Here is a 25,709-nt window from a genome sequence, read left to right as displayed (position 1 = left end):
CGGCGCGCCCTATCCTACGAAGATGGCAAGCAAGGTGCCCCTGGCCGGGAGGATCAAGGAGCGCGCCGAACTACGCCGATTGCTCAACGAAGAACCCGACGCGGTCGTCGTCGTCCGGGGCCCGGGTGGCGTCGGCAAGAGCCGCCTTGTCGAGGAGACCACCGCCTCGCTGAGCGTGCCCGTGCACTGGGTGGGGGCCAGCGAAGCAGCGGAGCCGATCCCGCTCGGCGCCTTCGCACCCTGGATCGACTCAGACATCACCGACGCGCTCGACCGGCTCATCGCGCTGACCGAATCGCTCAGCGGCGCCGAGCAACAGGTCGTCGTGATCGACGACGCCAATCATCTCGACGCACAATCGCTGTTCGTCCTCGAACGACTCATGGTCACCGCCGGCGTGGCCGTGGTGATGACGCTGCGACGCGAATCCGCCGTGCCACCCGCGCTCATCGAGATCGTGAACCGCCGGGGCGCCACGATCCTCGATCTCGATCCCCTGAGCCGCACCGAAACCGACGAGCTGGCTCGCATCATGCTCGGCGCGCCGATGCGTGAAGACTTCAGCCACAAGTTGTGGTCCATCACCGAGGGCAATCCGTTGTTCGTGATCTCCATCATCGACGACGTTCGGCGCAACGGACTCATCGTGCTCGAGGACGAGAGCTGGACCGCAGAGAACCTGCGACCACCCCGCACGCTGGCCGAAGCTGTACGAGGCCGCATTCGACGCGCATCCGAGGACATCGTCGACATCATCGACCTCCTCGCGCTCGCCGAGCCGCTACCCCTCGAACTGCTGCGACGACTCACCACTTCCGCGGCACTCGAAGTCGCCGAAGCACACCAGTTCATCGTCGTCACCCCCGACGGCGACACCCATCCGACCCGGTTGGCCCATCCGCTCTTCGGTGAGGTGAGCCGCGAGATCGCGGGGGCGGCCCGCCTGCGGAACCTGCGCTCGCGCCTCGCATCCGAACTCAACAGCCTGCCCGCCACCACCCATCGGCTGCGCATCATGAAGGCAATGCTGGTGTCCGACGCAGCCGACGGCGCCCCCGACCGGGGAGCGATACTGGTCGACGGCGCACAGGCCGCTCTGTCGATCATGGATCTTCCGCTGGCGCTCGACATCAGCGGTCGCGCCCTGAACTCACCCGCTCAGGTCGACGCGTATACGACGTACGGCTACGCGTTGTCGCTCGTCGGCCAAGGCGCCGCCGCGGAACGGGCACTGATCCAAGGCTTCGCCGCACTCGGTCCCCACACCACCGGCACGAAGGCCGACACCATCATCATGATTCGGGCCGCAAACCTGCTGTGGACGCTCGGCGACGACACGGCGGCCAAGGCTCTCGTCGAGCACGCGGGCGCATCCGTCGCGATTCGCGACACCGTTCGCGGCCTGTGCGCAGCGTTCGCCGGCGACACCGGCGCGGCACTACCGGTCCTGAACTCGGTCGACCGCGATCGGTTACCTGACATCGGGCAGGTCCTGCACAGCTGGGCGGTCGTCCTCGCCGCCACCGAGCGCGGTGAGGTGTCGGCCGCGCACACCGCCTCGGCGAGTGGCTACCACATTGCGGCGAGCTTCGAGTCCGCCGCACACCAGCGCACGCCGCTCGCCTACTTCGATACCTATTCCTCGATTCTCGCCGGAAACTGCCACCTGCTGGATGACTACCGGGAAACGCTGGCCCAATCCTTGGCCACGGCCCCCGATTTCACGGCAGGCTGGCTCGGCGGCATCAAAGGGATGATCGAGGCCGGGTCGGGTGACGCACGCGCGGCAATACTTGACCTGCGCAACGCCGTCACCACCCTCGACGCCGTCGGCGCGGGGACGTTCATGTGGTACCAGTTCGTCGTCGAACAGGGGTACGCGGCAGCGCTATCCGGGGACGTCGCCACCTTGCAGAGCTGTCTCGAACGCCTGCAGCAACATCCGCACCCCGCATTCGGGTTCCTGGATCCGCGGATCGTGTCGCTGCGCGCGTGGGGTGCGGCGCTCGGCGGCGAGATCTCCACGGCCGTCGCACTCACCCACGACGCCGCGGATCTCGCCTGCGCACGGGGCCAGTCGGGGCACGAGGTGTACGCACTTCAGACCGCGCTGCGGTTCGGCGACAGCACCCAGCATGATCGAATCGTTCGATTGAGCAAGAAGTACCCTGCGCTTCCCCGGGCCGCAGCGGCGGCCGAACACTCCGGCGCACTCGCGGCTCGCGACGCAGCAGGGTTGCTGTGCGCGGCCGACGTCTACCACGCCATCGGGCTGCACGACTCCGCCGTCGACACGCTCGCGCAGGCAGCCGGACTCTTCGGCACCCAGGGTCGGGCGGGGTCGCGCCTCACCGCGCTCGAACGAATGAACGCGACGGCCGTCCCGCGTGGGCTGTACACCCCCGCCAGTGTCGCCGCGGCCAGTGCCGACCGGCTGACCGAACGGCAGCGCGAAATCGTGTCGATGGTCCGCCGTGGACTGACCAACAGGGAGATAGCGCAGCGGATGAACGTGTCCGTGCGCACCATCGAGGGTCACCTCTATCGCGCGTCTCAGCGCACCGGAACGCATTTTCGCGACCTGGATCGGCCTCCCGCACCCACCACCGACAGGTGACACCCACGCGGTGGAGTAGCTCGACAGAGTATATGAGGTAGTCCGCTACGCCATGAGAACAACGTCATCGCCCTGACCATTGACGCGTTATGTCCAATGTCAGGGAGGTTGGTCGATGGGGAAGATCTCACGCACCGCAGCAGCAGTGACGACCGCGGCGATCGCGACGGTCGCAATCGCGGCGGGCGGTGGTGCCGCGAGCGCCGGCACCGCGCTTGTGTATCAGCGAGACGGATTCGACGTCCGCATCGAGGGCGGTCCGAAGCAGACGGTGGTGTTCAAATTCTGGAACAACGCCGACCGCGGCGTCACGTGCGGGTGGACCGTAGCCGGCGTCCGACAGCCGGACTTCGTGATCCTTCGCGGCACACGCCAAGAGCATGTCGCCCAGGCGAAGACCGCGGGCAACCACTTTGTCACCTACGCGTGCCACTCCGATTCGGGGGGAATTCTTCCCCCGAAGTATCGCTTCCGAGGGGAAGGTCCGGTCACCGTCGACAAGACCGTGGTTCCTCTCGCGCCGACGCCGAAACCCAAACCAAAACTGAAGCCGGGCGGCCCCAAACCGAAGTTCAACCCCAAAGCTCCGCTGCCCAAACCAAAGCCCAAGACACCTCTCGAACAACTCCTCGAGACATTCGGCAGCTGAGCGACGCAGCACTCGCCCGAACAACCGACGAGCCCGGGACAGTGACACTGTCCCGGGCTCGTCGGTTGCGTCAGATCACTTGACGGTCATCGATGCGCAAGTTCGCTTACTTGACGGAGACCTTGGCGCCGGCCTCTTCGAGCTTGGCCTTGGCAGCCTCGGCGGCGTCCTTGTCGACCTTCTCCAGGAGAGCCTTCGGGGCGCCCTCGACGAGGTCCTTGGCTTCCTTCAGGCCCAGGCCGGAGACGACCTCGCGGACGACCTTGATGACCTGGATCTTCTTGTCTCCGGCAGCCTCGAGGATGACGTCGAACTCGTCCTGCTCGGCAGCGGCCTCGGCACCGGCGGCGGCCGGGGCACCGGCAGCGGCGACGGCGACCGGAGCGGCCGCGGTGACCTCGAAGACCTCTTCGAACTTCTTCACGAAATCGCTGAGCTCCAGCAGGGTCAGTTCCTTGAACTGATCGATGAGCTCGTCAGCGGTGAGCTTGGTACTGCCTTGCGGTCCTTCTTCGACCGGTGTTTTGCCACCACGTCTGGGTGGATCGGAAATCCGTGCTGGTGTCTCCGGTATCGGCTCACTCGGGTGAATGTCCGGCTCTACCTTCGGACTCAGTTCTTCTCCGCCTCCACCACTATCCCCGGGCGACAATGAAAGCTCCTACATTTCCGCGCAACAGTCAACTTCTCAAGGTCCTCGCACATCACAACAGGGGAATCGGCTATTGGCCACTAAGTAACGACCCAAGCCAACACAGCCCAAACAGCGAGTTGGGCGGCACCACAAACTATCGCACGCACGTATGTGCGGCGAATGTCACCCAACACCTCTTCGTTATCCAAACGGGCGTAGTCGTACTGGATCGCCAGTGTTCTCAGCAAAGCACCTCTAGACGGTGCCGGAACCTCTGCCTCGATATTCCACTTGATGATCTTGAGCGCACTTGATCGAGTTCCCACAACCGTTGAAGACGGCGAAAGTGTAACTGCGACGAACAGAACCGTTAATACCGCGAGTACAGTTCCAAGCGTTGTCAAGCCGAAGAAGGCCGCGTCCCTACTGCCTGCGACCTCCGCTGAACGCGAAATGGACGAACCGACCAGAAAGGCAGTTCCCGATACAACCAAAGCCAGGTAGGTAACTACTCGCTGCCGGATTGCCGACAATTCATTTGATTGTTGGTCGAGCGCTCGGACTGATTCGTCGAAAGCAACCTGGTACAGCTCTGGGTTATCGCGAACAAAGTCCCCAGTGGGCTGCTGAACCTCGCCGATCTCCTTCTCGATGTCTCGCGGAGGCGAGTGGGAAAGACTGTGCCCCAGGATGCGAGCAAGTGAGTGTTCCATCGATATCCATCCAGTCGGGAGGACTCCAGGTTACTGCTCCAGCACGATACGCGACCAACCACTCAACGGCGATGCAAGTCGGAACACGTGCCACAATAGCACCATCCGTCCCGACCGCCTTCGAAGTTGCCACTTCTCAGCGCACCATGTCGCAAAGGACCCCGGGTCGTGACGGCCCGGGGTCCTGGCAAATATGCGGTTGAACCGCTCAGATCACTTGACGGAAACCTTGGCGCCGGCCTCTTCGAGCTTGGCCTTCGCAGCCTCGGCGGCGTCCTTGTCGACCTTCTCCAGGAGCGCCTTGGGAGCACCCTCGACGAGGTCCTTGGCCTCCTTCAGGCCCAGACCGGAGACGACCTCGCGGACGACCTTGATGACCTGGATCTTCTTGTCGCCGGCAGCCTCGAGCACGACGTCGAACTCGTCCTGCTCAGCGGCGGCCTCGGCAGCGCCACCGGCAGCCGGAGCACCGGCAGCGGCAACGGCAACCGGAGCGGCAGCGGTGACCTCGAAGACCTCTTCGAACTTCTTCACGAACTCGCTGAGCTCCAGCAGGGTCAGTTCCTTGAACTGATCGATGAGCTCGTCAGCGGTGAGCTTCGCCATGGGTGGCGTCCTTCCTATTCAAGCCCCACACGGGGTTGTGGTTATCCCCGTGGGGATGTTTGTGGTGCGGCGAACTATTCGCCGGCTTCGTTCTTCTTCTCCTGCAGGGCCGCGGCCAGGCGCGCCACCTGCGAAGCCGGCTGATTGAACAGTCCGGCAGCCTTTGCCAAGTTGCCCTTCATGGCACCGGCGAGCTTGGCCAACAGCACCTCACGGGTCTCCAGGTCGGCGATCTGCTCGATCTCCGCCACGGACAGCGAGCGGCCGTCCATGTATCCGCCCTTGATGACCAGTGCTTTGTTGTCCTTGGCGAACGTCTTGATCGCCTTGGCGGCCACCACCGGCTCACCTTCGATGAAGGCGATTGCGGTGGGACCGCTGAACAGCTCGTCGAGCCCTTCCACGCCCGCCTCTGCGGCGGCACGCTTCACCAGGGTGTTCTTGGCGACGGAGTAGGTTGCACCCTCACCGAGGGACCGTCGCAGTTCGGTGATCTGGGTGACGGACAGGCCACGGTATTCCGTGACGACCGTCGCCGTGGAGCCCTTGAACTGCTCAGCGATCTCCGCGACTGCGGCGACCTTGTCGGACTTGGCCATACTTCGCCTCCTCTCCTCATCACTAGAGTTGGTCGGGCCCAACCCGAGGCGGGGGTCATGCGAAGGCGGACGGCACACGTGTGCCGAAATGACGAAGCGCCCCGGCGCAAGAAGGCACGGGGCGCACAGTTCGCACGCAAGGCGTGCGGCAATGTTCCTCGTTCATCCTGCGTGGGCCGGCGACATCGCACCTTCGTCCGGAACTGGCGTCCCGGTGACCGACGGTCTCTGGTTGAACCGATACGACGCACGGGTGTGCATCACATCGCAGGAAAGGTTACGCCAGGACCATCAGCGACTCCAAATCGCCGCCTGCGTACCGGTCCAGGCCTATCCGATTGGATGGTTTTGCCGCCTACCCACCCACCGTGACCTCGGGTTACGCGAACATGGCCAAAAAGTGGCCCCCTAGTTAGCGATCCGAGATCTGCCCTGAGTTATTCTTCAGCAACGGTGGGGGTGACCCAGACCACAGTGCACTTCGCGTCTGACGGCGCTCCTGCCACCGACACGAGGGGGTGTCGGTGTGCACTCGGATGATCGCCGACGACGAACCGGTCGACGGTGAAGCGAACCTGGTGTCACGGCGGCTCCCCAGGCAGGGCGATGCACCATGACGTACCAATTGGACACCGACGGCGCGCGCGCCAAGCCGCGCCGCTCCCTCGAGCCATCGCAACGGTCGCGCACCGCTGGGGTACCGCATTTCGGTGCCCTGCCCCTCGGTGATCCGACCGGCGGCGCCGACGGCATCCGCTGGCGTGAACAGGTCGACGGCGCACAACTGTATCCGCGGGTGCACATCGACCGGGACGTTTCCATCACGATGAGCGACGGGGTCACCCTGCGCGCCACCGTGATCCGCCCGGCGAACCGCTTCGGCCAGACCGTGCTGACCCCCTACCCCGCCATCGTCAACATCAACCCCTACAACCGGGCCGCGATCGACGTCCTCGATCAGACGCTGCACGCCCCGGTCCTCGGCAAGGCGCTGCATTCGGCGTCGCGCTCGATCGACGCGACCGGCACCGCACTCGAGGGACTGACCACGCTCACCCAGACGGTCGCCGGTGGCGTCTTCGACGTCTTCGGCATCAACCGCAGACTTGTGCGCAGCGGCTACGTGCAGGTGATCGTCGATGTGCGCGGCACCGGCGCCAGCCACGGCAAGTGGGAGATCCTCGGCCCGCGTGAGCAGCAGGATTCGGTGGAGATCATCGACTGGGCGGCCACACAGGAATGGTGCGACGGTGCGGTCGGCCTCGCCGGCTGGTCGTACTCGGCGATCAACTCGCTGCAGGCCGCCGACAAGTGCCCGCCCCAGCTCAAGGCGGTGTTCGCCGTCGAGGGCTGCGACGACATCGTCCGCGACATCTACATCACCGGCGGCATGCCGTCGGCGTTCATCCCGGCCTGGCTGTCGGTGGTGAACGTACTCAAGTGGGTTCCCAACCCGGCCAACGTGATTCGTGACATCGTCCGCGGTGACGCCCTGCGCTGGGCCGCCGACCGGGTGAAGTCGCCGGCCACCGAGATCCCGTCGCTGCTGTGGGGATTCCTCACCGCCCGCGACGATCGCATCTTCGACGATCCCTACTTCGACGAGCGCGATCCCAAGGTGGATCGCATCGAGGCGCCCACGTTCACCGTCGGCGCCTGGCATGATCTGTTCGGCCGCAGCGCGACCGGCGTCTACGAGCGGCTGAACATGGAACCCGGCCGCAAGCAGATGGTCGTCGGCGACGGCTATCACTTCGACGTCGGATCCGGGTATGGCGGCAAGTTCGCCCCGCCGCGACTCGACGTCCTCGAACGCGCCTGGTTCGACCGCTGGCTCAAGAACCACCGCAATGGCATCGACTACTACGGTCCGGTGACCATGCTGCAGCAGGGCGGGGCCTGGACGTCGGGACCGAGTTTCCCGCGTACCGGCGTCCGGTCGCATCGGCTGTATCTCGTCGACGAACCATCGGAGTCGGCCGGACATGCCGTACACGACGGATCACTGAGTAGCGTTCCTGGCGTGGGGATCTCGTCGCTGCACATCCATCCCGACATCCGCGGCATGCGGTCGCGCGACATGACGCAGGTGACCGCTGGTGCCACCATGGCACTGGGCCGCTCGTTCACCCATGACGCGCGATCCCAGGAACGCGGCGCCCTCTCGTTCACGAGCGCACCCGTCGCCGAGGCCACCCCGATCAGCGGCGCGATGAACCTGCGGCTCAACGTCGCCACCACCGGACACGAGGCGATCTGGGCGGTCACCGTCAATGATGTTGCGCCGGACGGCACTTCGACAGTCCTCACCAACGGCGCGTTGTCGGCGTCCAACCGGGCGCTCGACAAGAGCATGTCCACCTACTCCGACGACGGACACCTGCTGCGCGCCCACCACTTCCTGTCCCGCAAGCGCAAGCTGCCCGTTCCCGCCGACGAACCGGTGCGCATCGACGTCGACCTCGTCCCGACCGACGCCGTCCTCGAACCCGGACACCGACTCCGCGTCGACGTCTACGCGGCCAGCTTCCCCCGCTACCTCACCGTCGTCCCCGACCTCATCAAAGCGCGCGGTCGGCGTCAGCGCCTCGTGCTCGACCCCGAACACCCGAGCTACCTGACGTTCTTGGGCGGCGACGGCATCGACTGACAGCGAGCCGCCACTCGCCTTCCGCTGCTTGGCGGCGACGGCATCGACTGAGCCCTCCACCGCTCCCCGGTCCTTGCCGCTCCCTGAGGTGCGAGGAGCGCTAGCGACGAGCCTCGAAGGGCCTGGTGACACAAGACAATTGGGTGACCAGATAGAAACGGTCGCCAGGCCTTCGACGCTCGCAAGCTCGCACCTCAGGCAGCGGGTTGGCTCGGAGGCCCCACCTAGCCAGCAGATCGAATGCTCACAAACCCGAATCCGCGAGCACCACCCGATACACGAATGCCACCTCCGGGCCCAGCACGATACCCGCGAGGTCGATGAGCGTGTTCGCGAACCCCGGACCATGCGCGGGCCCACCGGAGTCGTCGAGATGATGCGCGATCTCGTGCAGCGCAACGAGTTCGCGCATCGCCCAACGTCCTTCACGTGATTCCGGGATGGCGATCGTGGCACTCTCGGGCTCGTAGTGCGCTAGGCGAAAGCCGCGTCGGGCGCGAACCGACACCTGCACCGCCGCGCGCGGGAACCGGTCCTGCACGGCAGGCATCGCCAATACCTCCCGGACGTGATCCCGCACCGAATCGATCGACGCGAAACGCGCCTCGACGGGGAGCGTGAGCTCGGTGCCGGCGATCTGCACGGTCCGCGTCGGTCCGGCGCGATCGAACATGTTGAGCACCAGCCGCTCCGCGGTATAGAACCGGCTACGCAACGAATCTCTGGGCGCCACCAGACCTACCCTGCCTCAGACCGTCGGGTTCGTCGGCGATGATAGTTTCCTGCCATCGCGCGATTGGAGTCACGATGCCCGCTGAGGCCAACCCGTCGACCGACGACCGGGATGCGTCGAAGACCGAGGAGACGTCCTCCGACGACACCCGATCGCCTTTGGACGAGCGCCGCTTCGCCGCACTCCGCGCACTGTTGCAAACGTGGATCGCCCGTGGTCAGGCCTTCGCGATCAAGGTGTACGAGTTTGTTCAGGTGATGCCCGGCGGGACGTTGCTGATGCGCATCATCACCGACATCATCCGCGGCAACATCACCGACCGGGCCATGACGCTCGCCGCGCAGGCCTTCACCGGCATCCTGCCCATCGTCATTCTCATGACCACGCTGCCGGGCAGTTCGTACCTCGACGAGGCTCTCAAGTCGTTGGGCATGCATTCCGAGCACGTCGATTTCGTGTCGTCGAGCAACGACGCCACCGTCGGCACCTTCGGGTTCATCGGCGCACTGATGTGCATCGCGGGCGCCACCTCGCTGGCGCGCGCGCTCGGACGCATGTACGTCTCGATCTGGCAGGTCACCAAGCTGCCGTTGAGCGGCTGGTGGCGCTGGGTGGTGGTCATCTTCAGCATTCCGGTGGCAGTCATCTTCCAGGGCTTTGCCACCGACCTGAAGACCAACACCATCTTCAACGTGCACATCGACGACAGTGGTGTCCTCGGGATCATCCTGGTCATCGCGGTGACGTTCATCATCTGGACGATCACGTGGACGCTCATCCCGCGATTGTTGGTCTCGACGCAGGTTCCGATGCGGTTGCTCATCGTGAACGGAGCCGTCACCGGCGCTCTGGTGACCGCCTATCTGGTCGGCAGTCGGATTGCGCTCCCCCGCATCGTGGAGAACACCACCCAGCACTACGGCACCCTCGGCGTCGTGTTCATCGCGATCAGCTGGCTGTTCTTCTTCGGCTGCATCCTGGTGGTCACCGCGCTGGTGGTGCACGCCTTCGTTACGGACGAGGGCACCATCGGGCGCTGGACCCGTAAGTACGTCGGCGCACCGAAGCCGATGGCCCGTACCGAGTCGGCGCGCTGGTACCAGCCGAAGATCTGATCGTCGGCGATGGCGGTCGTCACGCCTCCAATGCCCCTCGCGGCGCCCCGAATTCGCGGTCGGGTCCGAGTTTGGCCCGACGACCCGCCTTGTCTCCGGCACGACGTGCAGCCTCCGAGTATCCGGCCGACGCACTCGACGGTCGCCACGTCCCGCGCGCCTTCGATTCGGTCCGGTAGAAGTCGCTGACCTCGATCTCCTTGTTGCGCAACGCGACCGCCGTCGACCGTGTGGGCTGAGCCGAGTCGCGCTCGGCCTCGATCGCCTCCGCGCGTGCCGCGTCCCGCGCCTCCGACAGCCGACGGCCGATCCGCTCGGCGAACGCCGACTGGAAGTTCAGCCGAGCGGTGATCGGCGACAACGGCTTCTCCTCGACGACCCGTCGCGCCCGCCAGCCATTGCCCTTGGTCACGACGCGGGCGAAGGTCTCGCCCTTGTAGGCACCCGACCGCAGGTAGGCGTCGCTGGCCGCGACCATCTGCACGATCAGCGACGTGTACAGCGTCTCGCACGCATCGATGTCGAGTTCGTATCCATAGGCCAGCACGTAGGTCGAGTTGTGTGCGACGTCGACCGTCACGTCGTTGGCCCGCGCGATCGCCACGAACAGCTGCACGTACGTGCGCAGCCCACGCTTGCCGGGTTCACCGAGCACCACCTGCCGGGAGATCGGGATCGTCTTGGTCCGCGCCGCCGGGTCGTGCGCACGGGCAACCGCCAGATCGATCGACGACGCGGTGGCCAGACGCTGGGCCGCCTGCATGAACGTCTCCGCCTCATGCTCGTTGTCGGTGTTCTCGGCCTGACGCAACAGGGCGGAGATTCGGGTCAGCAGCTTGTCGTCGCGCATATAAGTCAGACTATGCGCAGCCCGATTCGGTTCCCTCCCGACGACGAGACCCCGCGTCCGCCCAGTTCTCCGGAAATCCGCCCCACACACCTGTCCCCGATTTCCACCCTCGGCTAATGGCCCGTCGACGATATGTCGATGAATGCTCTGCCGAGGGTGGGAATCTGGGGCGGATTTCAGGAGGGGCCGAAGTCCGGGGCGGAGATCAGCGACGCGCCACATTTACCGGCTGACGCGCCTCCGCAGCCGCACCCTCGGTCCCATGCACCCCGTCCAACGACGGCACCCAGCGCAACCAGCTCGGCCAGTACCAGTTGTTGCGTCCGAGGATCTCCATCGTCGCGGGCACGAGCAGCATGCGCACCACGGTCGCGTCGATGAACACCGCGGTGGCCAGGCCCAGGCCCATGGCTTTGAGTCCGCGGTCGTCGAAGAAGACGAAGCTCGCGAAGACACACACCATGATCGCTGCGGCCGCGGTGATCACGCGGGCCGTGGACGCGAGACCCTCCGTCACCGACGTCGTCGCGTCGCCGGATGCCAGATAGCGCTCTCGGATACGGGATACCAGGAACACCTCGTAGTCCATCGCAAGCCCAAAGGCCACGGCGAACAGGACGATCGGCACCCAGGCCTCCGTCGGCCCGACCTTGCCGACACCGATGAGCTCCATCCCCCAGCCCCACTGGAACACCGCCACGATCACGCCGAACGCCGCTCCCAGCGACAACAGATTCATGATGATCGCCTTCACCGGGATGACGATCGACCGGAATGCCAACGCCAGCAAGATGAACGAGCACGCCAAGACCACCGCGATCATCAGCGGCAGACGACTCAGCGTCAGCTCGGAGAAGTCACTGCCACCCACCGACACCCCGGTCAGCTCCACCGGTAGCCCCGACGCGGGCGCCACGGTGTCGCGTATGTGATGCACCAGGTCGAGCGTCTCTTGCTCTTGCGGCCCGGTCGTCGGCGTCACGATCAGCATCGCGACGGGCTGACCATCCACCCGTCCCAACTCGATCGGCGGGCTCACCGACGCCACACCGTCGGTGCCGCGCAGCGACGTTCCGAGCGCACCCAACCGCGCCGCATCGGCCTGCCCGTCGGGCAGCTCGGTCACCACGAAGATCGGACCGTTGGTGCCGTCGCCGAACCCGCGGGCCAGGTCGTCGTAGGCCACGCGCGTGGTGTCCGACGTCGGACGGTTGCCCGCGTCGCCGAAGCCGAGACGCAGATCCAGCACCGGGATCGACAACACGATCAGGATCGCCAAGGCCACCAGGACCCCGGCCCACGGGTGCAACTGCACGATCCGGCTCCACCGCGTGGCGATCGCGCCATCGGTGCCCGGCCGACTCCGCACGCCTGGCACCTTGAGCCGATCCACGCGTCGGCCGATGATCGCGAGCAATGCCGGCAACAGCGTGAGCGCGGCCAGCATCACCGAGAGCACACCCGCGCATCCGGCCAGCGTCATCGTCGGCCCGATCACTCCGCCCTGCGTCAACAGACCGGCGATCGCGATCGTCACCGTCGCGCCGGCGAACGCCACCGAGCGCCCGGCGGTGATCATCGCGGCCTCGACGGCATCGGGCACGTCGACGCCGTCGGCCAGCGAGGCACGGAACCGCGTCAGGATCAGCAGCGCGTAGTCGATGCCGACGCCGATCCCGAGCATCGCGGTCAACGACACCGCGAAATTCGGGGTGTCGACGACGTTCTGGAGCAACAGCAGCACCGACGCCCCGACGCCCACGCCGAACAACGCGGTCAGCAACGGCAGACCGGCCGCGACGAGTGTGCCGAATGCGATGAGCAGGATGATCATCGCCAGTCCGATACCTATCGCCTCACCGAGACCGGCGGGCGCCTGGTCGGCGAACCAGTCACTCGCGAACGACACCCGGGTACCGGGAGCGTCGAACTCCTCGGCGGACGCCTTGATCTCGTCGACAACCTTCTGCCGCACGCTGTCGTTGTCGGCGGGCAGGGTCAGCGTCGTATATGCGACCGTCCCGTCGGGCGAGAAGGCCACATCGCGCGACGGCACCGGCGAATACAGGTCGGCCATACGGGAATTCGGGTCGATTGCGGTGATCCGATCACGCAGGGCGTTCACCTCGGCGCGGACCGCCGGGTTGTTGACACCACCCTGCACCGACGCGTCGGTCGCGAACACCACCTTCGACTCGTCCGCGGCCGACCCACCACCCGCAGCGTTGAGCGTCTCCAGCGCGCGTCCCGACTCGGTGCGATTGTCGTCGGCGAAGTCGGTGATCGACTCTCCTCCGAACGCACCCGCCAGGGCGATACAGGCGAAGAGCGCAATCACCCACGCACCCACCACCGACCAACGATTCCGTACTGCCCAACGCGCCAGGGAAGTGAACATGCCTACGATCGTGCCGCGTCACGAGCCGACATGGAATAGGGGTATCCCCCCAAGATCCCCCGACTCCCACCCGACGCGTGTCGTCAAGGCGCCACCGGATCAGTGCTTTTCGCAGGCGATCCCGTCGCCGTCTCGGTCGCTGTCCGAGTTCGCGTTGTACAGGTCGTTGTCGACGGTGAAGTCCGTGACCGGTGTCCCGAGACACACGAACCCCGGGGCGACCATTCGTTCAGATGACGCTACAACCCGAACTTGTCCTGCATCTCGCGCAATGTTGCCGCCGACTTCATGAGGCCACCACGTTCCTCGTCCGACATCGGCATCTCGAGGCGGGTTTCCGCACCGGCACGGTCGACGATGGTCGGCAGCGACAGACACACGTCGTCGAGTCCCTCATAGCCCTTGGCGACGGTCGACACCGGGAGCACACGATGCTCGTTGTTGAGCACGGCTTCGACGATGCGGGTGGCGGCCAAGCCGATCGCGTAGTTGGTGGCGCCCTTGCCCTCGATGATCTTGTAGGCCGAGTGCACCACCTCGTGGTGGATGCGTTCGCGCGCCGCGACGTCGATCGCCTGCCCGCCAGGCAGCGGCTTCCAGTCGAGCAGCGGCACACCACCGATACTCGCCGAACTCCAGAGCGGGATCTCGCTGTCACCATGTTCACCGACGATGTAGGCGTGCACATTCTGCACCGCGACGTCGCAGTGTTGCGCGATCAGGAACCGCAGGCGCGACGAGTCGAGCACTGTGCCCGACCCGAACACCTGATTGTTCGGCAGTCCACTGATCTTGAGCGCCGCATAGGTCACGATGTCGACGGGATTGGTGACCATGATGTAGACCGCATTGGGCGCCACATCGAGAACGCCCGGCATGATCGCCTTCGTCAAACCGATTGTGGCCTCGGCCAATTCAAGTCGCGACTGGCCGGGCTTCTGCTTGGCGCCTGCAGTGAACACCACCACGTCGGCGTCGGCGCAGACGGACACGTCGTCGTCGCCGATGATGTCGGCACGCGGCACGAACTCGAGGCCGTGCGACATGTCGAGCACCTCGGCCGTCACCTTCGGGGTGTTGATGTCCATCAGCGCGATGGTCCGCGCCACGCCCCTGATGAGCGACGCGTACGCGACTGCGGTTCCCACTGCTCCCGCACCGATGATTGCCAGCTTGGTTGGTCGGGCTTCCATCCATTCACCGCCTGAGTCGGATTGTCGGTTGGGTAGTGCTCCCCTTCTGTCATAGCCGATTTGTGCGGTCGCTGTCGGCCGAACTCCCAGGTGGACACTCAACCTTCACCGAATCAGCGCGTCACGACCCCCAGATCGATCAGGCTGTGACCGGCCTCGACGAGACTCGCGCCGACCGGACGGGCCGTCCATCCGAGTTCCCGCTGCGCTTTCGCGGCGTCGAGACGCATCGACATGCCGTAGTAGGTGAGGCCGAGGCGCACGGTCTTGTCGAATCGCGCGACCAACCACATCAACGCGTACGGAAGCGGTCGCGTCGGCACACGGTATCCGAGCGGACCGAACTCGCCGCGCAACACCTGTGCCATCTCACCCATCCACATCCAGTCGTCGGCGACGAGGTACCGATTGCCCGCTGCCGCAGGAGTTTCCAGCGCAAGCCGATGCGCAGTGGCGACGTCGCGGACGTCGACCAGGGCAAACCCGAGCCGCGGTACCGCCGGGATCTCATGGGACAGCATCATTCTGATGGGCTCCATGGACGTCGGCCGGCCGGGATGTTGCAACGGGCCGACGACGGTTCCGGGGTTCACCACCACGAGTTCGACGCCGTTGGTCGACGCGAAATCCCACGCAGCGCGTTCGGCCAGGGTCTTGCTCTTCGGGTACGGCGCGCAGAGGGCAGGGTCGGACCAGTCCGCCTCGGTGTGCAGGCGGTCGCCGTGATCGGCACCATGCACGACGGCATCGGCCGACGATGTCATCACCACGCGACGCACCGAACCCGACGCGGCACGCAGAACACGCATCGTCCCGTCGACGGCGGGACCGACGATCTCGTCCGCGTCCTTCGGCACCGACGCGGGTACCGGAGAAGCCATGTGCAGCACCGCGTCACATCCATCGACGGCCTCGCCCCAGCCGGCGTCGAACCCGAGATCCGCCGACACGAATTCGAGGTCGCCACCCGCCTTCTCGGCGATCGCGTGCAGATGTGCGACGTCGGACGTCAGGGTGTTGCGGACCGTGCCCCGAACCTTGTAGCCGTGTGCGAGGAGGTCGGCGACGGTGTAGCCCGCGATGAAACCGGTAGCGCCGGTGACGAGGACTCTCGGTGCAGATGCGGCCACAACGCCTCCTGTGTCGGTGCACCATCACTATGCCGTCCCGATGACGAAAAAGGCGAGGGTGCTTCTGCAGCACCCTCGCCTTCCTCAGACTTCGGCTGCGGTCAGCTCCCGTTGACGAGCTTGAACGTCGTGGTCGACGACGCGCCCGAGACGACGTCCTTCACCTTGATCGAGTACGTGCCGGGACCCGGGTACTTGACACTGAATCCGACCCAGCCCGAGCAGACCGCCGTCTTGTACGTCGCCCTGTCGGTCCCGGGGAAGGAGATCTCGATCTGGCACTTCTCGCCCTTGACCTCGGCGTTCGACCGGTCGCGCGCCGACCAGGTGACACCCGGGCGGAACTGCTTGATGTCGAACTGGTCCGGGCCGACACTGCGACCGTGCCACGCGCCCACCTTGGTCACGATCGATGCGACGCCGTTCGCGCTCGGGTTGCCGGGCTGGCCGCCCTGCGGGCCGGGGGCGCTCGACGAGCCGGCGCTCAGCGCGTTGATCAGGTCGGTGAGTGGGTCGGCCTGCGCGACGACCGGGGCGGCGAAGAGGGCCACCGCTGCCGTGCCTGCGAGTGCGCCGGAGACGATTCGCTTCGTGTATGTGATTCCTTTCGAACGGCACCGCACCGTGCGGTTGCCGAATGCTTCTGGACCCCCCGTACTTCGTACCCACCGCAGAGCCGTCGGGCAATCAAAACCGGCCGGGCGCGGGCGAATTCGTCCGATCGGGCTACTGTCTCATCGGCTGGACGGGACGTCGATCAGCCGCCGCCGACCCGTCGACCTTGTTAGCGTGTGACTCGACAGTGCCAGTCAGAGGAGGACAACGATGTCGCTTCACGAGGTCGAATTCACGTCGCACAACGGACGCGACACCATCTTCGGCTGGATCTACGTTCCGGTCCGGCCGGCCGTCGGGATCATCCATCTCATCCACGGTCTGGGTGAACACTCGCGACGGTATTTGCCGCTCATCACCAAGCTGCTCGACGCCGGGTTCGTGGTCGCCGCCGACGACCACGCCGGCCACGGCAAGACCGCCATGACGTCGGGCATCTGGGGCGACGCCGGCGACGACGCCGATCAGGTGGTGCTCGCCGACGAGCGAACCCTCGCCGCAGCCGTCCGCGAACGCTTTCCCGACCTGCCCTACATCGTCTTCGGGCACTCGTGGGGATCGATGATCGCGCGCGGCCTGGTCGCCGGCGACAGTGACCATGTCGCCGGTCTCATCCTCGGCGGGATCGCCGCGCAGATGCACGGCATCGAAACGCTCGTCGACCGCGACGGGTTGGCGTCCGAATCGGACCCCGAAGGCATTGTCGGCGAGCAGTATCTCGCCGCGCTGTTCGACGGTTTCGTGTCCCGTTACGGCGAGGGTGCCGGCCCCACCGACTGGGTGGCCCGCGACGCCGAGGTCGTGCGCGACCACGCGACCGACCCGTTCAACAACTTCGGCGCCCCCATGTCGGTCCGCTTCATCCGTGGCTTCATCGACCTCTACGACACCGCAAACGGCGACGGCTTCTACACCGGCGTGCGTCCAGATCTGCCGGTCCTCATCCTCGCCGGCGACGACGACCCCGTCACCAACTACGGCGAAGGCGCCTATCACGTCGCCAACCGCCTGATCGCGACCGGCCACCCCGACGTCCGCGCCCGCGTCTACAGCGGTTTTCGTCACGAAGTCCACAACGAGCCGGAGATCCGCGACGACGTCGCCGACGAGATCATCACGTTCGCAACGCGCTGCGTCACCGCACCGACCGCGGGCTGAGCGGCCCCCTGACGTCGTCGGCGTCGCGGAGGCCGGGCGAGCGTGGTCGCCGGGCGCGAGGCATTCCGACCCACCCGAACCCACAGCGACCCCGTCGGATGCCTGTACCCCTCAACCCGACCACGTGCACAATGCACCTGGCCAGCCTCCAGGTACAGATTTCCGCAGGTCACCGCGTAGGGGAAGGTTCTTCCCCTACTTTCTGCCCCTGCTTGTTGAGTCGTCCGCGAGAAAATTCGCGGGGAGGACTCCAGGGGTAGGGGACGAGTTTCTTCCCCTATTTTTCGTGGATCATCGTCGCCGCGCCGCGCTCCACGGCCCTCTTCCCGCCTCCACGATCGCCGCCGCAGGCGGCGGGTAGGTCGCTGATCCGGGGAGTTGGGCGACCGCCGCGGTGACTTCGTGCCGGTGATCCTCGGCGCAGTCGCAGCCGCACTCACCGCATACCGCCTCCGCCAACCCGCCGGGTACGTCGCCGCCGTCATGATCGCGGCCGGCAAGGCGACCTGGAAACTACTCGCTGCGGCCGACATCGCCGACCTCCCCCGCCTCGCCGACGCGCTGTTCCCGTTGATGGGTTGCGGTTTCGTCTTGTTGGCTGCCGCCGCGTGGGGTCTGCGCAACCCAGCCGTAGCTGTAATTTGCTGTGCCGCAGCCGCTCTCGGCGTGGCAATACCGTCCATCGCCGACGGATTCCTGGTGGCCGCCATCGTCGGTGTCACGGCGTTGTTCGTCGCACTCGGGCGCGACGCACGCCGTGCACGTGACACCCCGACCGTCGCACTTCTCGCATGCAGCCTGCTCGCCACCTACGCTCTCGGTCCGATGTCGTCGGGTGAGCAGACGATGACCGCGCAGTGGATCGAGCAGAGCATCAACTCCGCCGGCCAGGCCGCGTTCGCGCTCGCGGCGTGGAGGTTGCTGCCGATCCCGACCTCACGCAGAGAGACAACGAACCCCCGACCACCATCGGCGGTCGGGGGTTCGTGATGCGGGTTTCGCTCAGGCCTGTGCGGGCTCGGCGAAGTTGCGGGTGACTGCCGGGTCGACCGGGATGCCCGGGCCCGTCGTCGTGGAGACGGTCACCTTCTTGATGTAGCGACCCTTGGCGGCCGATGGCTTGGCGCGCATGATCTCGTCGAAGGCCGCGCCGTAGTTCTCGGCCAGCTTGGTGGCGTCGAACGACGCCTTACCGATGACGAAATGCAGGTTGGCTGCCTTGTCGACGCGGAAGTTGATCTTGCCGCCCTTGATGTCGTTGACGGCCTTGGTCACGTCGGTGGTGACGGTGCCCGTCTTCGGGTTCGGCATCAGACCACGCGGGCCCAGGACACGCGCGATACGACCGACCTTGGCCATCTGGTCCGGGGTGGCGATCGCGGCGTCGAAGTCCAGCCAGCCGCCCTGGATCTTCTCGATCAGGTCCTCGGCACCGACCTCGTCGGCACCGGCGGCGGTGGCCTCGGCGGCCTTGTCGCCGGCCGCGAAGACGATGACGCGGGCGGTCTTACCGGTTCCGTGCGGCAGGTTGACGGTGCCTCGAACCATCTGGTCTGCCTTGCGGGGGTCGACGCCCAGCCGGATCGCGACCTCAACGGTCGAATCGGTCTTCGTCGACGAGGTGTCCTTGGCCAGCTCAGCAGCCTCCAGCGGGCTGTAGAGCTTGGACTTGTCGACCTTCTCGGCCGCGGCCTTGTAGGCCTTGCTGTTCTTGCTCATTGCTCTGTTCTTTCTCCGTGTTGCTTGACGAGTTCGTGGTTAGTGGGCCGAGCCGGCCCTCCCACTTGGTTGCGCTGGTAGATCAGCCTTCGACGGTGATACCCATCGACCGAGCAGTACCGGCGATGATCTTCGCGGCCTGATCGATGTCGTTGGCATTGAGGTCTTCGGCCTTGGTCTTGGCGATCTCGCGGACCTGGTCCATCGACACCTTGCCGACCTTCTTGACGTGGGGCTCGCCCGAGCCCTTCTGCAGACCGGCAGCCTTCAGCAGCAGCTTCGCGGCCGGCGGGGTCTTCAACTTGAAGTCGAACGAGCGATCTTCGTACACGAAGATCTCCACCGGCACGACGTTGCCACGCTGCGACTCGGTCGCGGCGTTGTACGCCTTGCAGAATTCCATGATGTTCACGCCGTGCTGACCGAGCGCCGGACCCACGGGCGGGGCCGGGTTGGCCGCGCCTGCCTGGATCTGGAGCTTGATGATCCCGGCGAGCTTCTTCTTCTTGGGAGGCATCCTTGTTCCTTGTTTGTTTCTTGCAAATCCACGTCCGCTGGAGGCGTGGAAGTTCTTATGTCAGCGCCCGCTTCCGCTCCCTGAGGTGCGAGGAGCGCTGGCGACGGGCCTCGAAGGGCGCCGTTTAAATCTTCTCGACCTGGTTGAACGCCAGCTCGACCGGGGTCTCGCGACCGAAGATCGACACGAGCACCTTGACCTTGCGCTGCTCGGCGTTGACCTCGGAGATCGACGCGGGCAGGGTCGCGAACGGGCCGTCCATGACGGTGACCGACTCGCCGACCTCGAAGTCGACCTCGATGGTCGCAGTGGCTGCGGCGGCCGCGGCCTCCACACCCTCGGCTGCGGCACCCTTCGACGCAGCCGGCTTCTTCGCCTCGGTGCGCGGCATCAGGAACTGCAGCACCTCGTTGAGGCTCAGCGGCGACGGCTTCGAGTTCATGCCGACGAACCCGGTGACACCCGGGGTGTTGCGCACGGCGCCCCACGACTCGTCGTTGAGATCCATGCGCACCAGGATGTAGCCGGGCAGCACCTTGCGGTTGACCTTCTTGGGCTGGCCGTTCTTGATCTCGGTGACCTCTTCGGTCGGGACCTCGACCTGGAAGATGTAGTCGCCGACGTCGAGGTTCTGCACGCGGGTCTCGAGGTTGGCCTTCACCTTGTTCTCGTACCCGGCGTAACTGTGGATCACATACCAGTCGCCCGGCGCGCGACGCAGCTGCTTGCGGAGTTCTTCGACCGGGTCGAGCTCCTCTTCGACAGCGGGCTCGGCAGCAGCTTCTTCGGCGACAGCCTCGGCGGCTTCGTCGGCCTTCTCGACAGCGTCCTCGCCACCCTCGACGGCGTCCGCCTCGTCCTCAGCGGCCTCTGCCTGGGCCTCGACACCCGGATCGTCGGTCTCGTCCACGGTCGCCACGGCGTCTTCAACGACGTCGGCATCGACGACATCGACCGCGCTGTCCTGCGCTGCCGAAACGTTCTCGTTCTCCGGGGTGCTCACTGCGCCCACGCTCCTTTGTATTCCTACGTTTGCGGTCGTCGTGGTCGACCGGCACACCCACTTGCGTGGATCAGCCGAACAACCAGAGGACGCCCTTGGCGAAGAGGATGTCGATGCCGGCGATGAACGCCGTCATGATGATCACGAAGACCAACACGACGATCGTGTAGGTGATCATCTCCCGACGAGTCGGCCAGATGACCTTCTTCAGCTCTGTGACGACCTGCGTGAGGAACACCCAGATCCGTGTGAACGGATTCCGGCTCTCCTCGGCAGACACCTTCTTCTTCTTGCGTTCCTTGACGGCGACCGCGGAACCACCATCGGCGTCCGCGTCTCCGTCGGTGTCGGATGCACCCGCCGACCGACGACCCCGAGCCGAGCGCTTGCCGGACGGCCGCAGATCCTTCGTCGTCGTTTCCTCGGACGACGTGGTGTCATCCGATGCTTCGACGTCGTCCGCGGCTTCGTCGCGACCGTCGAGCTCCTCCGCAGCCGATTCGGCCGCGGCGGATTCCTTCGCGGCGTCTTTGGCGGCCGAAGCCCGGTCTCGCTTGCTCAACTTCGAGGTCCTCTCGTCAACGTGTGCCCTTCACCAGGGCAGGGGCGACAGGACTTGAACCTGCAACCTGCGGTTTTGGAGACCGCTGCTCTGCCAGTTGAGCTACGCCCCTTTGTGACCACCGGGGTGATCACCGTCGATCGGCTCCTAACACAACCAACGCGCCACCCTATGGGCAGCGCGTAAGTCAAGAGTCAACCTGACACTTCAGTGTAGAGCACGAAGGGAGCCGAACCCAAAACCGGTCCGTCGGACCGAGTTGTCGCCCACGTAATTCGATCGACATACCACATCTTCCGGCAGGCCTACCAGGCGGCTTACCTTTAGTCGCATGAACAAGAAATTCATCGCATCCATCGGAATTGCCGCTTCATTGGCGGCCGGAGGCACAGCCCTCTCGGCCGCGGGTCCCGCAGACGCAGCTCGCGACTACTGGGGCGCCATCGCCTTCGACAACAACGGTCGGACCGCCACGGCCTACAACTACCCGACCGCGCAGTCCGCCATCAACCGGGCGAAGGCACTGTGCGGCTCGCACTGTGGGCAGTTCTCGTTCGTGAACTCCTGCGGCGCCATCGCCTACACCAACAGCAAGAGCCGCTGGGCATGGGCGCGGGGCTACCCGTCCCGCTACACCGCCGAGCGCGCCGCGCTGAACCGACTGGGCTCTGCCGGCTACGTCGCACGGTGGACCTGCACCGCTCGATGACAGACCCCCAGTCACGACAGATCTGGGCCTGATCCGCTTGTCACCCCAAGCAGATCAGGCCCAGTTTCGTGTGTGGGTCAGTTGAACTGGATCTTGGCCTGCGCGCGGCCGAAGATCTTGCGGTCACCCTGCTTGGCGACGATGGCGATGACACCCTGACGGGTCTCGGGGTCCAGCGACTTGACCTTGCCGGTGAAGTCGACCGCGGCGCTGTCGTCGGCCGGCACGTACACCGGGCTGGTGAAGCGGACGTTGTACTCGCAGAACGCCGCGGGATCGCCGATGAACTCGGAGATGAAGGTGGCACCGAGACCCATCGTCTGCATGCCGTGCGCCACCACACCCTCCATGCCTGCGGCCTTCACCAGGTGATCGGAGAAGTGGATGGGGTTGGGGTCGCCCGCGACACCCGCATAGTTGGTCAGGTTGCCCCGCGTGAGCAGGAACCGTTTGGCCGGGAGTTCCTGGCCGACGGTCAGCGTGTCGAAGTCGATCGACGCGAACGCACCGGGCGACTGCGTCGGGTCGGGCAGTTCGTAGCGACCCGGTTCCGGCTCCACCGTCCGGCCCGCGTGACCGGTCTTGTCGACCTTCATCATCACGTGGTCGAGCGACTCGGTCAGCTCCGGCGCGATCTCCATGCCGGGCCGCGCGGCCAGCGACGTGTAGGTGGTCATCACCGGTTCGTCGTGCTGGTTCCAGATGACGTTCTTGGTGACCATCAGGTCGATCATCTCGGGGCTCGTCACATGCCGGAACGAGTCCAGCGAGACGTCGCACACCAACTGGTCGCCGACCTTCATCGGCTGGTGGTAGATCAGTCGCTGGTCGGTCTGCATGATCTGCCAGAGGTCGTATCCGGTGATGACGTCCTCGAACAGCCGGCGCTGCGCGATGATGCCGAGCACCGACACATAGGTCGGCGCGGCGATCAGGCAATCGTGGCCCATCGCGCGGGCAGCCGCCTCGTCCCAGTGCGTCGGGTGAGCGTCCTGCACGGCAAGAGCGTGTTTGCGGATCTCCTCGCGACCGATCTCGTAGTAGTCGTCGACGGTGTAGTTGAATCCGACGAGCGTCTTGGTGTGCTCGGCGATCTCCTCGGGAGTCAGCTTCGCATCGGTCTTCAACGAGTCCATCCGCTCCTCGAGATCTCTCTGTGCCACCTGGGTCATCGCTACCACCTCAACAAATCTCTGACAAAGAAAACGGACCACCTCGTCGAGGCGGCCCGTTCATCTCTTGTGCGTCGGGGTCACCGACGTCCGAATCGCTCCGGCTCTCCCTGCGAGGAGCCGTCAGCGCAACTCCGCGTCACGGAGTCGTCAGCGCGATTCCTTATGTGCCTGATGCTTGCCGCAGTTCGGGCAGAACTTCTTGATCTCGAGACGATCGGGATCGTTGCGACGGTTCTTCTTGGTGATGTAGTTGCGGTGCTTGCACACCTCGCACGCCAAGGTGATCTTGGGGCGAACATCTGTGGAGGAGGCCACTTGATTGCCTTCTTTCGGGTGGTACGTGGTCGCGATCGACGTTTCCCAGCGGGACGGCGACCCTTTCGCTCGGCTCCGTTACCGGACCCGATGTGTAGCGGTGGAGGGGCTCGATCCCTCGACCTCACGATTATGAGTCGTGCGCTCTAACCAGCTGAGCTACACCGCCCCGTTGGACTTGCGTCCAGCGAGCCCCCTGACGGAATCGAACCGTCGACCTTTTCCTTACCATGGAAACGCTCTGCCGACTGAGCTAAGGGGGCGTGCCCGATCCGCTCGTCTCCGGGCGGCTCGAGAGCCTTAACGAGGTTACACACCGACTCGTGCGCTCACCAAATCGCAGGTCAGAAGGCCTGCTGATGAGCGCTCTCGCCGATGTCGACCACGCTTGTGGCAGATGCAGGATTCGAACCTGCGTAGCTTTCGCGACGGATTTACAGTCCGCTCCCATTGGCCGCTCGGGCAATCTGCCGTGACGCTCTCGCGCCGGATATCCAGCGTAAGAACACCGCCGAGAAGAATACAACCAATTAGCCGGTTCGACGCAAACCGGCAGGTCAGGCAGATCTCGCGGGTCCCGACCGAATGCGTCCCAGTGGCGGACTAGGCTGGCCCGCATGGCTGATTCATCGTTCGACGTGGTGAGCAAGGTCGACCGTCAAGAGGTCGACAACGCCCTCAACCAAGCGGCTAAGGAGCTGTCGCAGCGCTACGACTTCCGCGGCACCAACACCGGCATCGAGTGGTCGGGCGAGGAGGGCATCGTCATCACCTCCGACGCCGAGGAGCGCGCCCAGGCCGGCCTGGAGGTGTTCAAGGAGAAGCTGATCCGCCGCGACATCTCCCTCAAGGCGTTCGACGCCGGCGAGGTGACGTCTTCGGGCAAGACCTACAAGATCAGCGGCACCCTGGTGCAGGGCATCGACTCCGAGCACGCCAAGAAGATCTCCAAGAAGATCCGCGACGACGGCCCCAAGGGCGTCAAGGCGCAGATCCAGGGTGAGGAGTTGCGCGTCTCCAGCAAGAAGCGCGACGACCTGCAGGCCGTGATCGCCCTATTGAAGGGCGAGGACTTCGGGATCGCCCTTCAGTTCGTCAACTACAGGTAGGCCGACTACTGGCCGATCCCGCGCCGCGCCATCTCCTGCAGCCGCGCGATGCGTTCCTCGGTCGGTGGGTGCGTGGAGAACATCTTCGCCATGCGGTCGGTCGCCCGGAACGGGCTCTCGATCATCATGTGCGACTGCGCCGCGATGTCGGGGTTCGGCGGCAGCGGCGCGGCCTGCACACCACCGGAGATCTTGGCCAGCGCCGACGCCAGCGCCAGCGGGTCACCGGTGAGCTCGGCCCCCGACTCGTCGGCCTGGTACTCACGCGACCGCGACACCGCCAGCTTCACCAGGGTCGCCGCAATCGGGCCGAGGAAGGCCACCAGGATCATCACCAGCGGGTTAGGGCCGTTCTCGCGGTTGCCACCGAACGCGCCGAAGAACATCGCGAAATTGGCGAGGCCGCTGATGATGGCGGCCATCGCGCCCGCGACGGAGCTGATCAGGATGTCGCGGTTGTACACGTGCGACAGTTCGTGACCGAGCACCGCACGCAGTTCCCGTTCGTCGAGGAGCCGCAGGATGCCGGTGGTGCAGCAGACGGCGGCGTTCTTCGGGTTGCGTCCGGTGGCGAAGGCGTTCGGCGATTCCGTCGGGCTGATGTAGAGCGACGGCATCGGCTGATGAGCGCTCGTCGCCAACTCACGCACGATCCGGTACAGCACCGGAGCCTCGACCTCGGTGACGGGCTGCGCGTGCATCGCCTTGAGCGACAGCTTCGCGCTGTTGAAGTAGACGTAGGCGTTCATGCCGATCGCAAGGATCACCGAACCCCACAGGATCAAGGGGCTCTTGAACAGGGCTCCGATACCGACGATGATCGCCGACATCAAGCCGAGCAGAAACGCGGTTTTCAGGCCGTTGAAATGCATCAGTCCTCGTTCGTTCGCACACCACGCGTTGTGGTGCATCATTCAATCAAACGAACCGGGGTCCGATT

25 protein-coding genes, 4 tRNA genes and 1 pseudogene are annotated in these 25,709 nt (G+C 65.4%); 8 read left to right on the top strand and 22 right to left on the bottom strand.

Translation table 11 applies throughout. From position 1 onward, the window contains the following. Positions 1-22: 22 nt before the first annotated feature. Both MKW15_RS16390 and MKW15_RS16385 read left to right on the top strand, forming a co-directional pair. On the top strand, positions 23-2,617 hold the full coding sequence (locus MKW15_RS16390; protein WP_240860113.1) for a helix-turn-helix transcriptional regulator: 2,595 nt from the start codon (positions 23-25) through the stop codon (positions 2,615-2,617). Positions 2,618-2,732: 115 nt separating this feature from the next. After that, positions 2,733-3,266, top strand: a complete 534-nt coding sequence (locus tag MKW15_RS16385) for a hypothetical protein (RefSeq protein WP_240860112.1) — start codon at positions 2,733-2,735, stop codon at positions 3,264-3,266. Positions 3,267-3,372: 106 nt separating this feature from the next. On the opposite strand, the gene rplL (MKW15_RS16380) is transcribed toward MKW15_RS16385, so the two are convergent. The 4 genes from rplL (MKW15_RS16380) to rplJ all read right to left on the bottom strand — a co-directional run bounded on the left by rplL (MKW15_RS16380) (position 3,373) and on the right by rplJ (position 5,818). After that, positions 3,373-3,819, bottom strand: coding sequence for a 50S ribosomal protein L7/L12 (gene rplL, locus MKW15_RS16380; protein ID WP_374247442.1), 447 nt, complete (start codon positions 3,817-3,819; stop codon positions 3,373-3,375). Positions 3,820-3,998: 179 nt separating this feature from the next. Then, positions 3,999-4,613 carry a hypothetical protein gene (locus MKW15_RS16375; protein WP_240860111.1) on the bottom strand — a complete coding sequence of 205 codons (615 nt, stop codon included), beginning with the start codon at positions 4,611-4,613 and terminating at the stop codon, positions 3,999-4,001. 213 nt (positions 4,614-4,826) lie between these two features. Beyond that, positions 4,827-5,219: a 50S ribosomal protein L7/L12 gene (gene rplL / locus MKW15_RS16370; protein ID WP_012833010.1), complete on the bottom strand. Its 393-nt coding sequence runs from the start codon at positions 5,217-5,219 to the stop codon at positions 4,827-4,829. 74 nt (positions 5,220-5,293) lie between these two features. Beyond that, positions 5,294-5,818 carry a 50S ribosomal protein L10 gene (gene rplJ, locus MKW15_RS16365; protein ID WP_240860109.1) on the bottom strand — a complete coding sequence of 175 codons (525 nt, stop codon included), beginning with the start codon at positions 5,816-5,818 and terminating at the stop codon, positions 5,294-5,296. A gap of 613 nt (positions 5,819-6,431) precedes the next feature. On the opposite strand from rplJ, the gene MKW15_RS16360 reads away from it, so the two are divergent. Continuing rightward, a complete protein-coding gene (locus MKW15_RS16360) occupies positions 6,432-8,468 on the top strand; it encodes a CocE/NonD family hydrolase (protein WP_240860107.1) in 2,037 nt (678 codons plus the stop codon). A gap of 244 nt (positions 8,469-8,712) precedes the next feature. On the opposite strand, the gene MKW15_RS16355 is transcribed toward MKW15_RS16360, so the two are convergent. After that, a complete protein-coding gene (locus tag MKW15_RS16355) occupies positions 8,713-9,201 on the bottom strand; it encodes a TIGR04338 family metallohydrolase (RefSeq protein ID WP_240860105.1) in 489 nt (162 codons plus the stop codon). 74 nt (positions 9,202-9,275) lie between these two features. Between MKW15_RS16355 and MKW15_RS16350 the strand changes: the two genes are divergently transcribed. Then, a complete protein-coding gene (locus tag MKW15_RS16350; protein WP_240860103.1) occupies positions 9,276-10,316 on the top strand; it encodes a YihY/virulence factor BrkB family protein in 1,041 nt (346 codons plus the stop codon). 19 nt (positions 10,317-10,335) lie between these two features. Here MKW15_RS16350 and MKW15_RS16345 read toward each other — a convergent pair whose 3' ends face one another. The 6 genes and pseudogenes from MKW15_RS16345 to MKW15_RS16320 all read right to left on the bottom strand — a co-directional run bounded on the left by MKW15_RS16345 (position 10,336) and on the right by MKW15_RS16320 (position 16,438). Then, positions 10,336-11,166, bottom strand: coding sequence for a DUF2786 domain-containing protein (locus MKW15_RS16345; protein ID WP_240860101.1), 831 nt, complete (start codon positions 11,164-11,166; stop codon positions 10,336-10,338). A 205-nt stretch (positions 11,167-11,371) separates the two neighbouring features. Then, positions 11,372-13,564, bottom strand: coding sequence for an MMPL family transporter (locus tag MKW15_RS16340; RefSeq protein ID WP_240860099.1), 2,193 nt, complete (start codon positions 13,562-13,564; stop codon positions 11,372-11,374). 99 nt (positions 13,565-13,663) lie between these two features. Next, positions 13,664-13,762, bottom strand: a pseudogene (locus tag MKW15_RS16335) (excalibur calcium-binding domain-containing protein); the annotation flags it as partial. 41 nt (positions 13,763-13,803) lie between these two features. After that, the gene (locus MKW15_RS16330; RefSeq protein WP_240860096.1) at positions 13,804-14,757 is read right to left on the bottom strand and encodes an L-lactate dehydrogenase; all 954 of its coding nucleotides are present in this window, start codon (positions 14,755-14,757) and stop codon (positions 13,804-13,806) included. 113 nt (positions 14,758-14,870) lie between these two features. Then, a complete protein-coding gene (locus MKW15_RS16325; protein ID WP_240860094.1) occupies positions 14,871-15,887 on the bottom strand; it encodes an NAD-dependent epimerase/dehydratase family protein in 1,017 nt (338 codons plus the stop codon). Positions 15,888-15,988: 101 nt separating this feature from the next. Next, complete coding sequence (locus tag MKW15_RS16320; RefSeq protein ID WP_240860092.1) at positions 15,989-16,438, bottom strand: hypothetical protein; 450 nt, start codon at positions 16,436-16,438, stop codon at positions 15,989-15,991. A 274-nt stretch (positions 16,439-16,712) separates the two neighbouring features. Between MKW15_RS16320 and MKW15_RS16315 the strand changes: the two genes are divergently transcribed. Next, positions 16,713-17,660 carry an alpha/beta fold hydrolase gene (locus MKW15_RS16315; protein ID WP_240860090.1) on the top strand — a complete coding sequence of 316 codons (948 nt, stop codon included), beginning with the start codon at positions 16,713-16,715 and terminating at the stop codon, positions 17,658-17,660. A 402-nt stretch (positions 17,661-18,062) separates the two neighbouring features. After that, positions 18,063-18,650, top strand: a complete 588-nt coding sequence (locus tag MKW15_RS16310) for a hypothetical protein (protein ID WP_240860089.1) — start codon at positions 18,063-18,065, stop codon at positions 18,648-18,650. Positions 18,651-18,662: 12 nt separating this feature from the next. Here MKW15_RS16310 and rplA read toward each other — a convergent pair whose 3' ends face one another. From rplA to MKW15_RS16285, 5 genes are all read right to left on the bottom strand, one after another. Continuing rightward, complete coding sequence (gene rplA / locus MKW15_RS16305; RefSeq protein ID WP_240860088.1) at positions 18,663-19,379, bottom strand: 50S ribosomal protein L1; 717 nt, start codon at positions 19,377-19,379, stop codon at positions 18,663-18,665. A gap of 82 nt (positions 19,380-19,461) precedes the next feature. After that, a complete protein-coding gene (gene rplK, locus MKW15_RS16300; protein ID WP_240860087.1) occupies positions 19,462-19,896 on the bottom strand; it encodes a 50S ribosomal protein L11 in 435 nt (144 codons plus the stop codon). Positions 19,897-20,020: 124 nt separating this feature from the next. Continuing rightward, positions 20,021-20,899 carry a transcription termination/antitermination protein NusG gene (gene nusG, locus MKW15_RS16295; protein ID WP_240860086.1) on the bottom strand — a complete coding sequence of 293 codons (879 nt, stop codon included), beginning with the start codon at positions 20,897-20,899 and terminating at the stop codon, positions 20,021-20,023. A 70-nt stretch (positions 20,900-20,969) separates the two neighbouring features. Next, a complete protein-coding gene (secE, locus tag MKW15_RS16290; protein WP_240860085.1) occupies positions 20,970-21,461 on the bottom strand; it encodes a preprotein translocase subunit SecE in 492 nt (163 codons plus the stop codon). A 39-nt stretch (positions 21,462-21,500) separates the two neighbouring features. Continuing rightward, positions 21,501-21,573, bottom strand: a tRNA-Trp gene (locus tag MKW15_RS16285). 219 nt (positions 21,574-21,792) lie between these two features. On the opposite strand from MKW15_RS16285, the gene MKW15_RS16280 reads away from it, so the two are divergent. Then, positions 21,793-22,170, top strand: coding sequence for a DUF4189 domain-containing protein (locus MKW15_RS16280; protein ID WP_240860083.1), 378 nt, complete (start codon positions 21,793-21,795; stop codon positions 22,168-22,170). 77 nt (positions 22,171-22,247) lie between these two features. Here MKW15_RS16280 and MKW15_RS16275 read toward each other — a convergent pair whose 3' ends face one another. The 5 genes from MKW15_RS16275 to MKW15_RS16255 form a co-directional block, all read right to left on the bottom strand. Beyond that, entirely contained in the window at positions 22,248-23,342 is a 1,095-nt protein-coding gene (locus MKW15_RS16275; RefSeq protein WP_240860080.1) for a fused (3R)-hydroxyacyl-ACP dehydratase subunits HadA/HadB, read from the bottom strand. Between the two features lie 150 nt (positions 23,343-23,492). After that, positions 23,493-23,660 (bottom strand): 50S ribosomal protein L33, encoded by a 168-nt coding sequence (gene rpmG, locus MKW15_RS16270; protein ID WP_003929651.1) that lies wholly within the window; start codon positions 23,658-23,660, stop codon positions 23,493-23,495. Positions 23,661-23,755: 95 nt separating this feature from the next. Then, a tRNA-Met gene (locus MKW15_RS16265) sits at positions 23,756-23,829 on the bottom strand. 21 nt (positions 23,830-23,850) lie between these two features. Beyond that, positions 23,851-23,923, bottom strand: a tRNA-Thr gene (locus MKW15_RS16260). Positions 23,924-24,051: 128 nt separating this feature from the next. Beyond that, positions 24,052-24,132: transfer RNA gene (locus tag MKW15_RS16255), tRNA-Tyr, on the bottom strand. A gap of 145 nt (positions 24,133-24,277) precedes the next feature. Here MKW15_RS16255 and MKW15_RS16250 point away from each other — a divergent pair. Further along, positions 24,278-24,769, top strand: a complete 492-nt coding sequence (locus MKW15_RS16250; protein ID WP_240860078.1) for a YajQ family cyclic di-GMP-binding protein — start codon at positions 24,278-24,280, stop codon at positions 24,767-24,769. A gap of 5 nt (positions 24,770-24,774) precedes the next feature. Here the strand turns inward: MKW15_RS16250 and htpX are convergent, their stop codons facing one another. Further along, positions 24,775-25,641, bottom strand: coding sequence for a zinc metalloprotease HtpX (gene htpX / locus MKW15_RS16245; protein WP_240860076.1), 867 nt, complete (start codon positions 25,639-25,641; stop codon positions 24,775-24,777). Positions 25,642-25,709 lie beyond the last annotated feature (68 nt).

Source organism: Gordonia gummivorans (assembly GCF_022513585.1).
Lineage (GTDB): Bacteria > Actinomycetota > Actinomycetes > Mycobacteriales > Mycobacteriaceae > Gordonia.
The sequence above is the reverse complement of the archived record's forward strand: the minus strand, read 5'-3'. Positions and strand labels throughout refer to the sequence as shown.

What these genes read in the sequence shown, in the direction of transcription:
- MKW15_RS16345 (WP_240860101.1), bottom strand. Translation starts at nt 11,166, where the DNA reads ATGCGCGACGACAAGCTGCTGACCCGAATCTCCGCCCTGTTGCGTCAG.
- MKW15_RS16350 (WP_240860103.1), top strand. Translation starts at nt 9,276, where the DNA reads ATGCCCGCTGAGGCCAACCCGTCGACCGACGACCGGGATGCGTCGAAG.
- rplJ (WP_240860109.1), bottom strand. Translation starts at nt 5,818, where the DNA reads ATGGCCAAGTCCGACAAGGTCGCCGCAGTCGCGGAGATCGCTGAGCAG.
- rplA (WP_240860088.1), bottom strand. Translation starts at nt 19,379, where the DNA reads ATGAGCAAGAACAGCAAGGCCTACAAGGCCGCGGCCGAGAAGGTCGAC.
- MKW15_RS16385 (WP_240860112.1), top strand. Translation starts at nt 2,733, where the DNA reads ATGGGGAAGATCTCACGCACCGCAGCAGCAGTGACGACCGCGGCGATC.
- MKW15_RS16375 (WP_240860111.1), bottom strand. Translation starts at nt 4,613, where the DNA reads ATGGAACACTCACTTGCTCGCATCCTGGGGCACAGTCTTTCCCACTCG.
- MKW15_RS16250 (WP_240860078.1), top strand. Translation starts at nt 24,278, where the DNA reads ATGGCTGATTCATCGTTCGACGTGGTGAGCAAGGTCGACCGTCAAGAG.
- htpX (WP_240860076.1), bottom strand. Translation starts at nt 25,641, where the DNA reads ATGCATTTCAACGGCCTGAAAACCGCGTTTCTGCTCGGCTTGATGTCG.
- MKW15_RS16330 (WP_240860096.1), bottom strand. Translation starts at nt 14,757, where the DNA reads ATGGAAGCCCGACCAACCAAGCTGGCAATCATCGGTGCGGGAGCAGTG.
- MKW15_RS16315 (WP_240860090.1), top strand. Translation starts at nt 16,713, where the DNA reads ATGTCGCTTCACGAGGTCGAATTCACGTCGCACAACGGACGCGACACC.
- MKW15_RS16275 (WP_240860080.1), bottom strand. Translation starts at nt 23,342, where the DNA reads ATGACCCAGGTGGCACAGAGAGATCTCGAGGAGCGGATGGACTCGTTG.
- MKW15_RS16360 (WP_240860107.1), top strand. Translation starts at nt 6,432, where the DNA reads ATGACGTACCAATTGGACACCGACGGCGCGCGCGCCAAGCCGCGCCGC.
- MKW15_RS16340 (WP_240860099.1), bottom strand. Translation starts at nt 13,564, where the DNA reads ATGTTCACTTCCCTGGCGCGTTGGGCAGTACGGAATCGTTGGTCGGTG.
- rplL (WP_012833010.1), bottom strand. Translation starts at nt 5,219, where the DNA reads ATGGCGAAGCTCACCGCTGACGAGCTCATCGATCAGTTCAAGGAACTG.
- MKW15_RS16390 (WP_240860113.1), top strand. Translation starts at nt 23, where the DNA reads ATGGCAAGCAAGGTGCCCCTGGCCGGGAGGATCAAGGAGCGCGCCGAA.
- rplK (WP_240860087.1), bottom strand. Translation starts at nt 19,896, where the DNA reads ATGCCTCCCAAGAAGAAGAAGCTCGCCGGGATCATCAAGCTCCAGATC.
- MKW15_RS16280 (WP_240860083.1), top strand. Translation starts at nt 21,793, where the DNA reads ATGAACAAGAAATTCATCGCATCCATCGGAATTGCCGCTTCATTGGCG.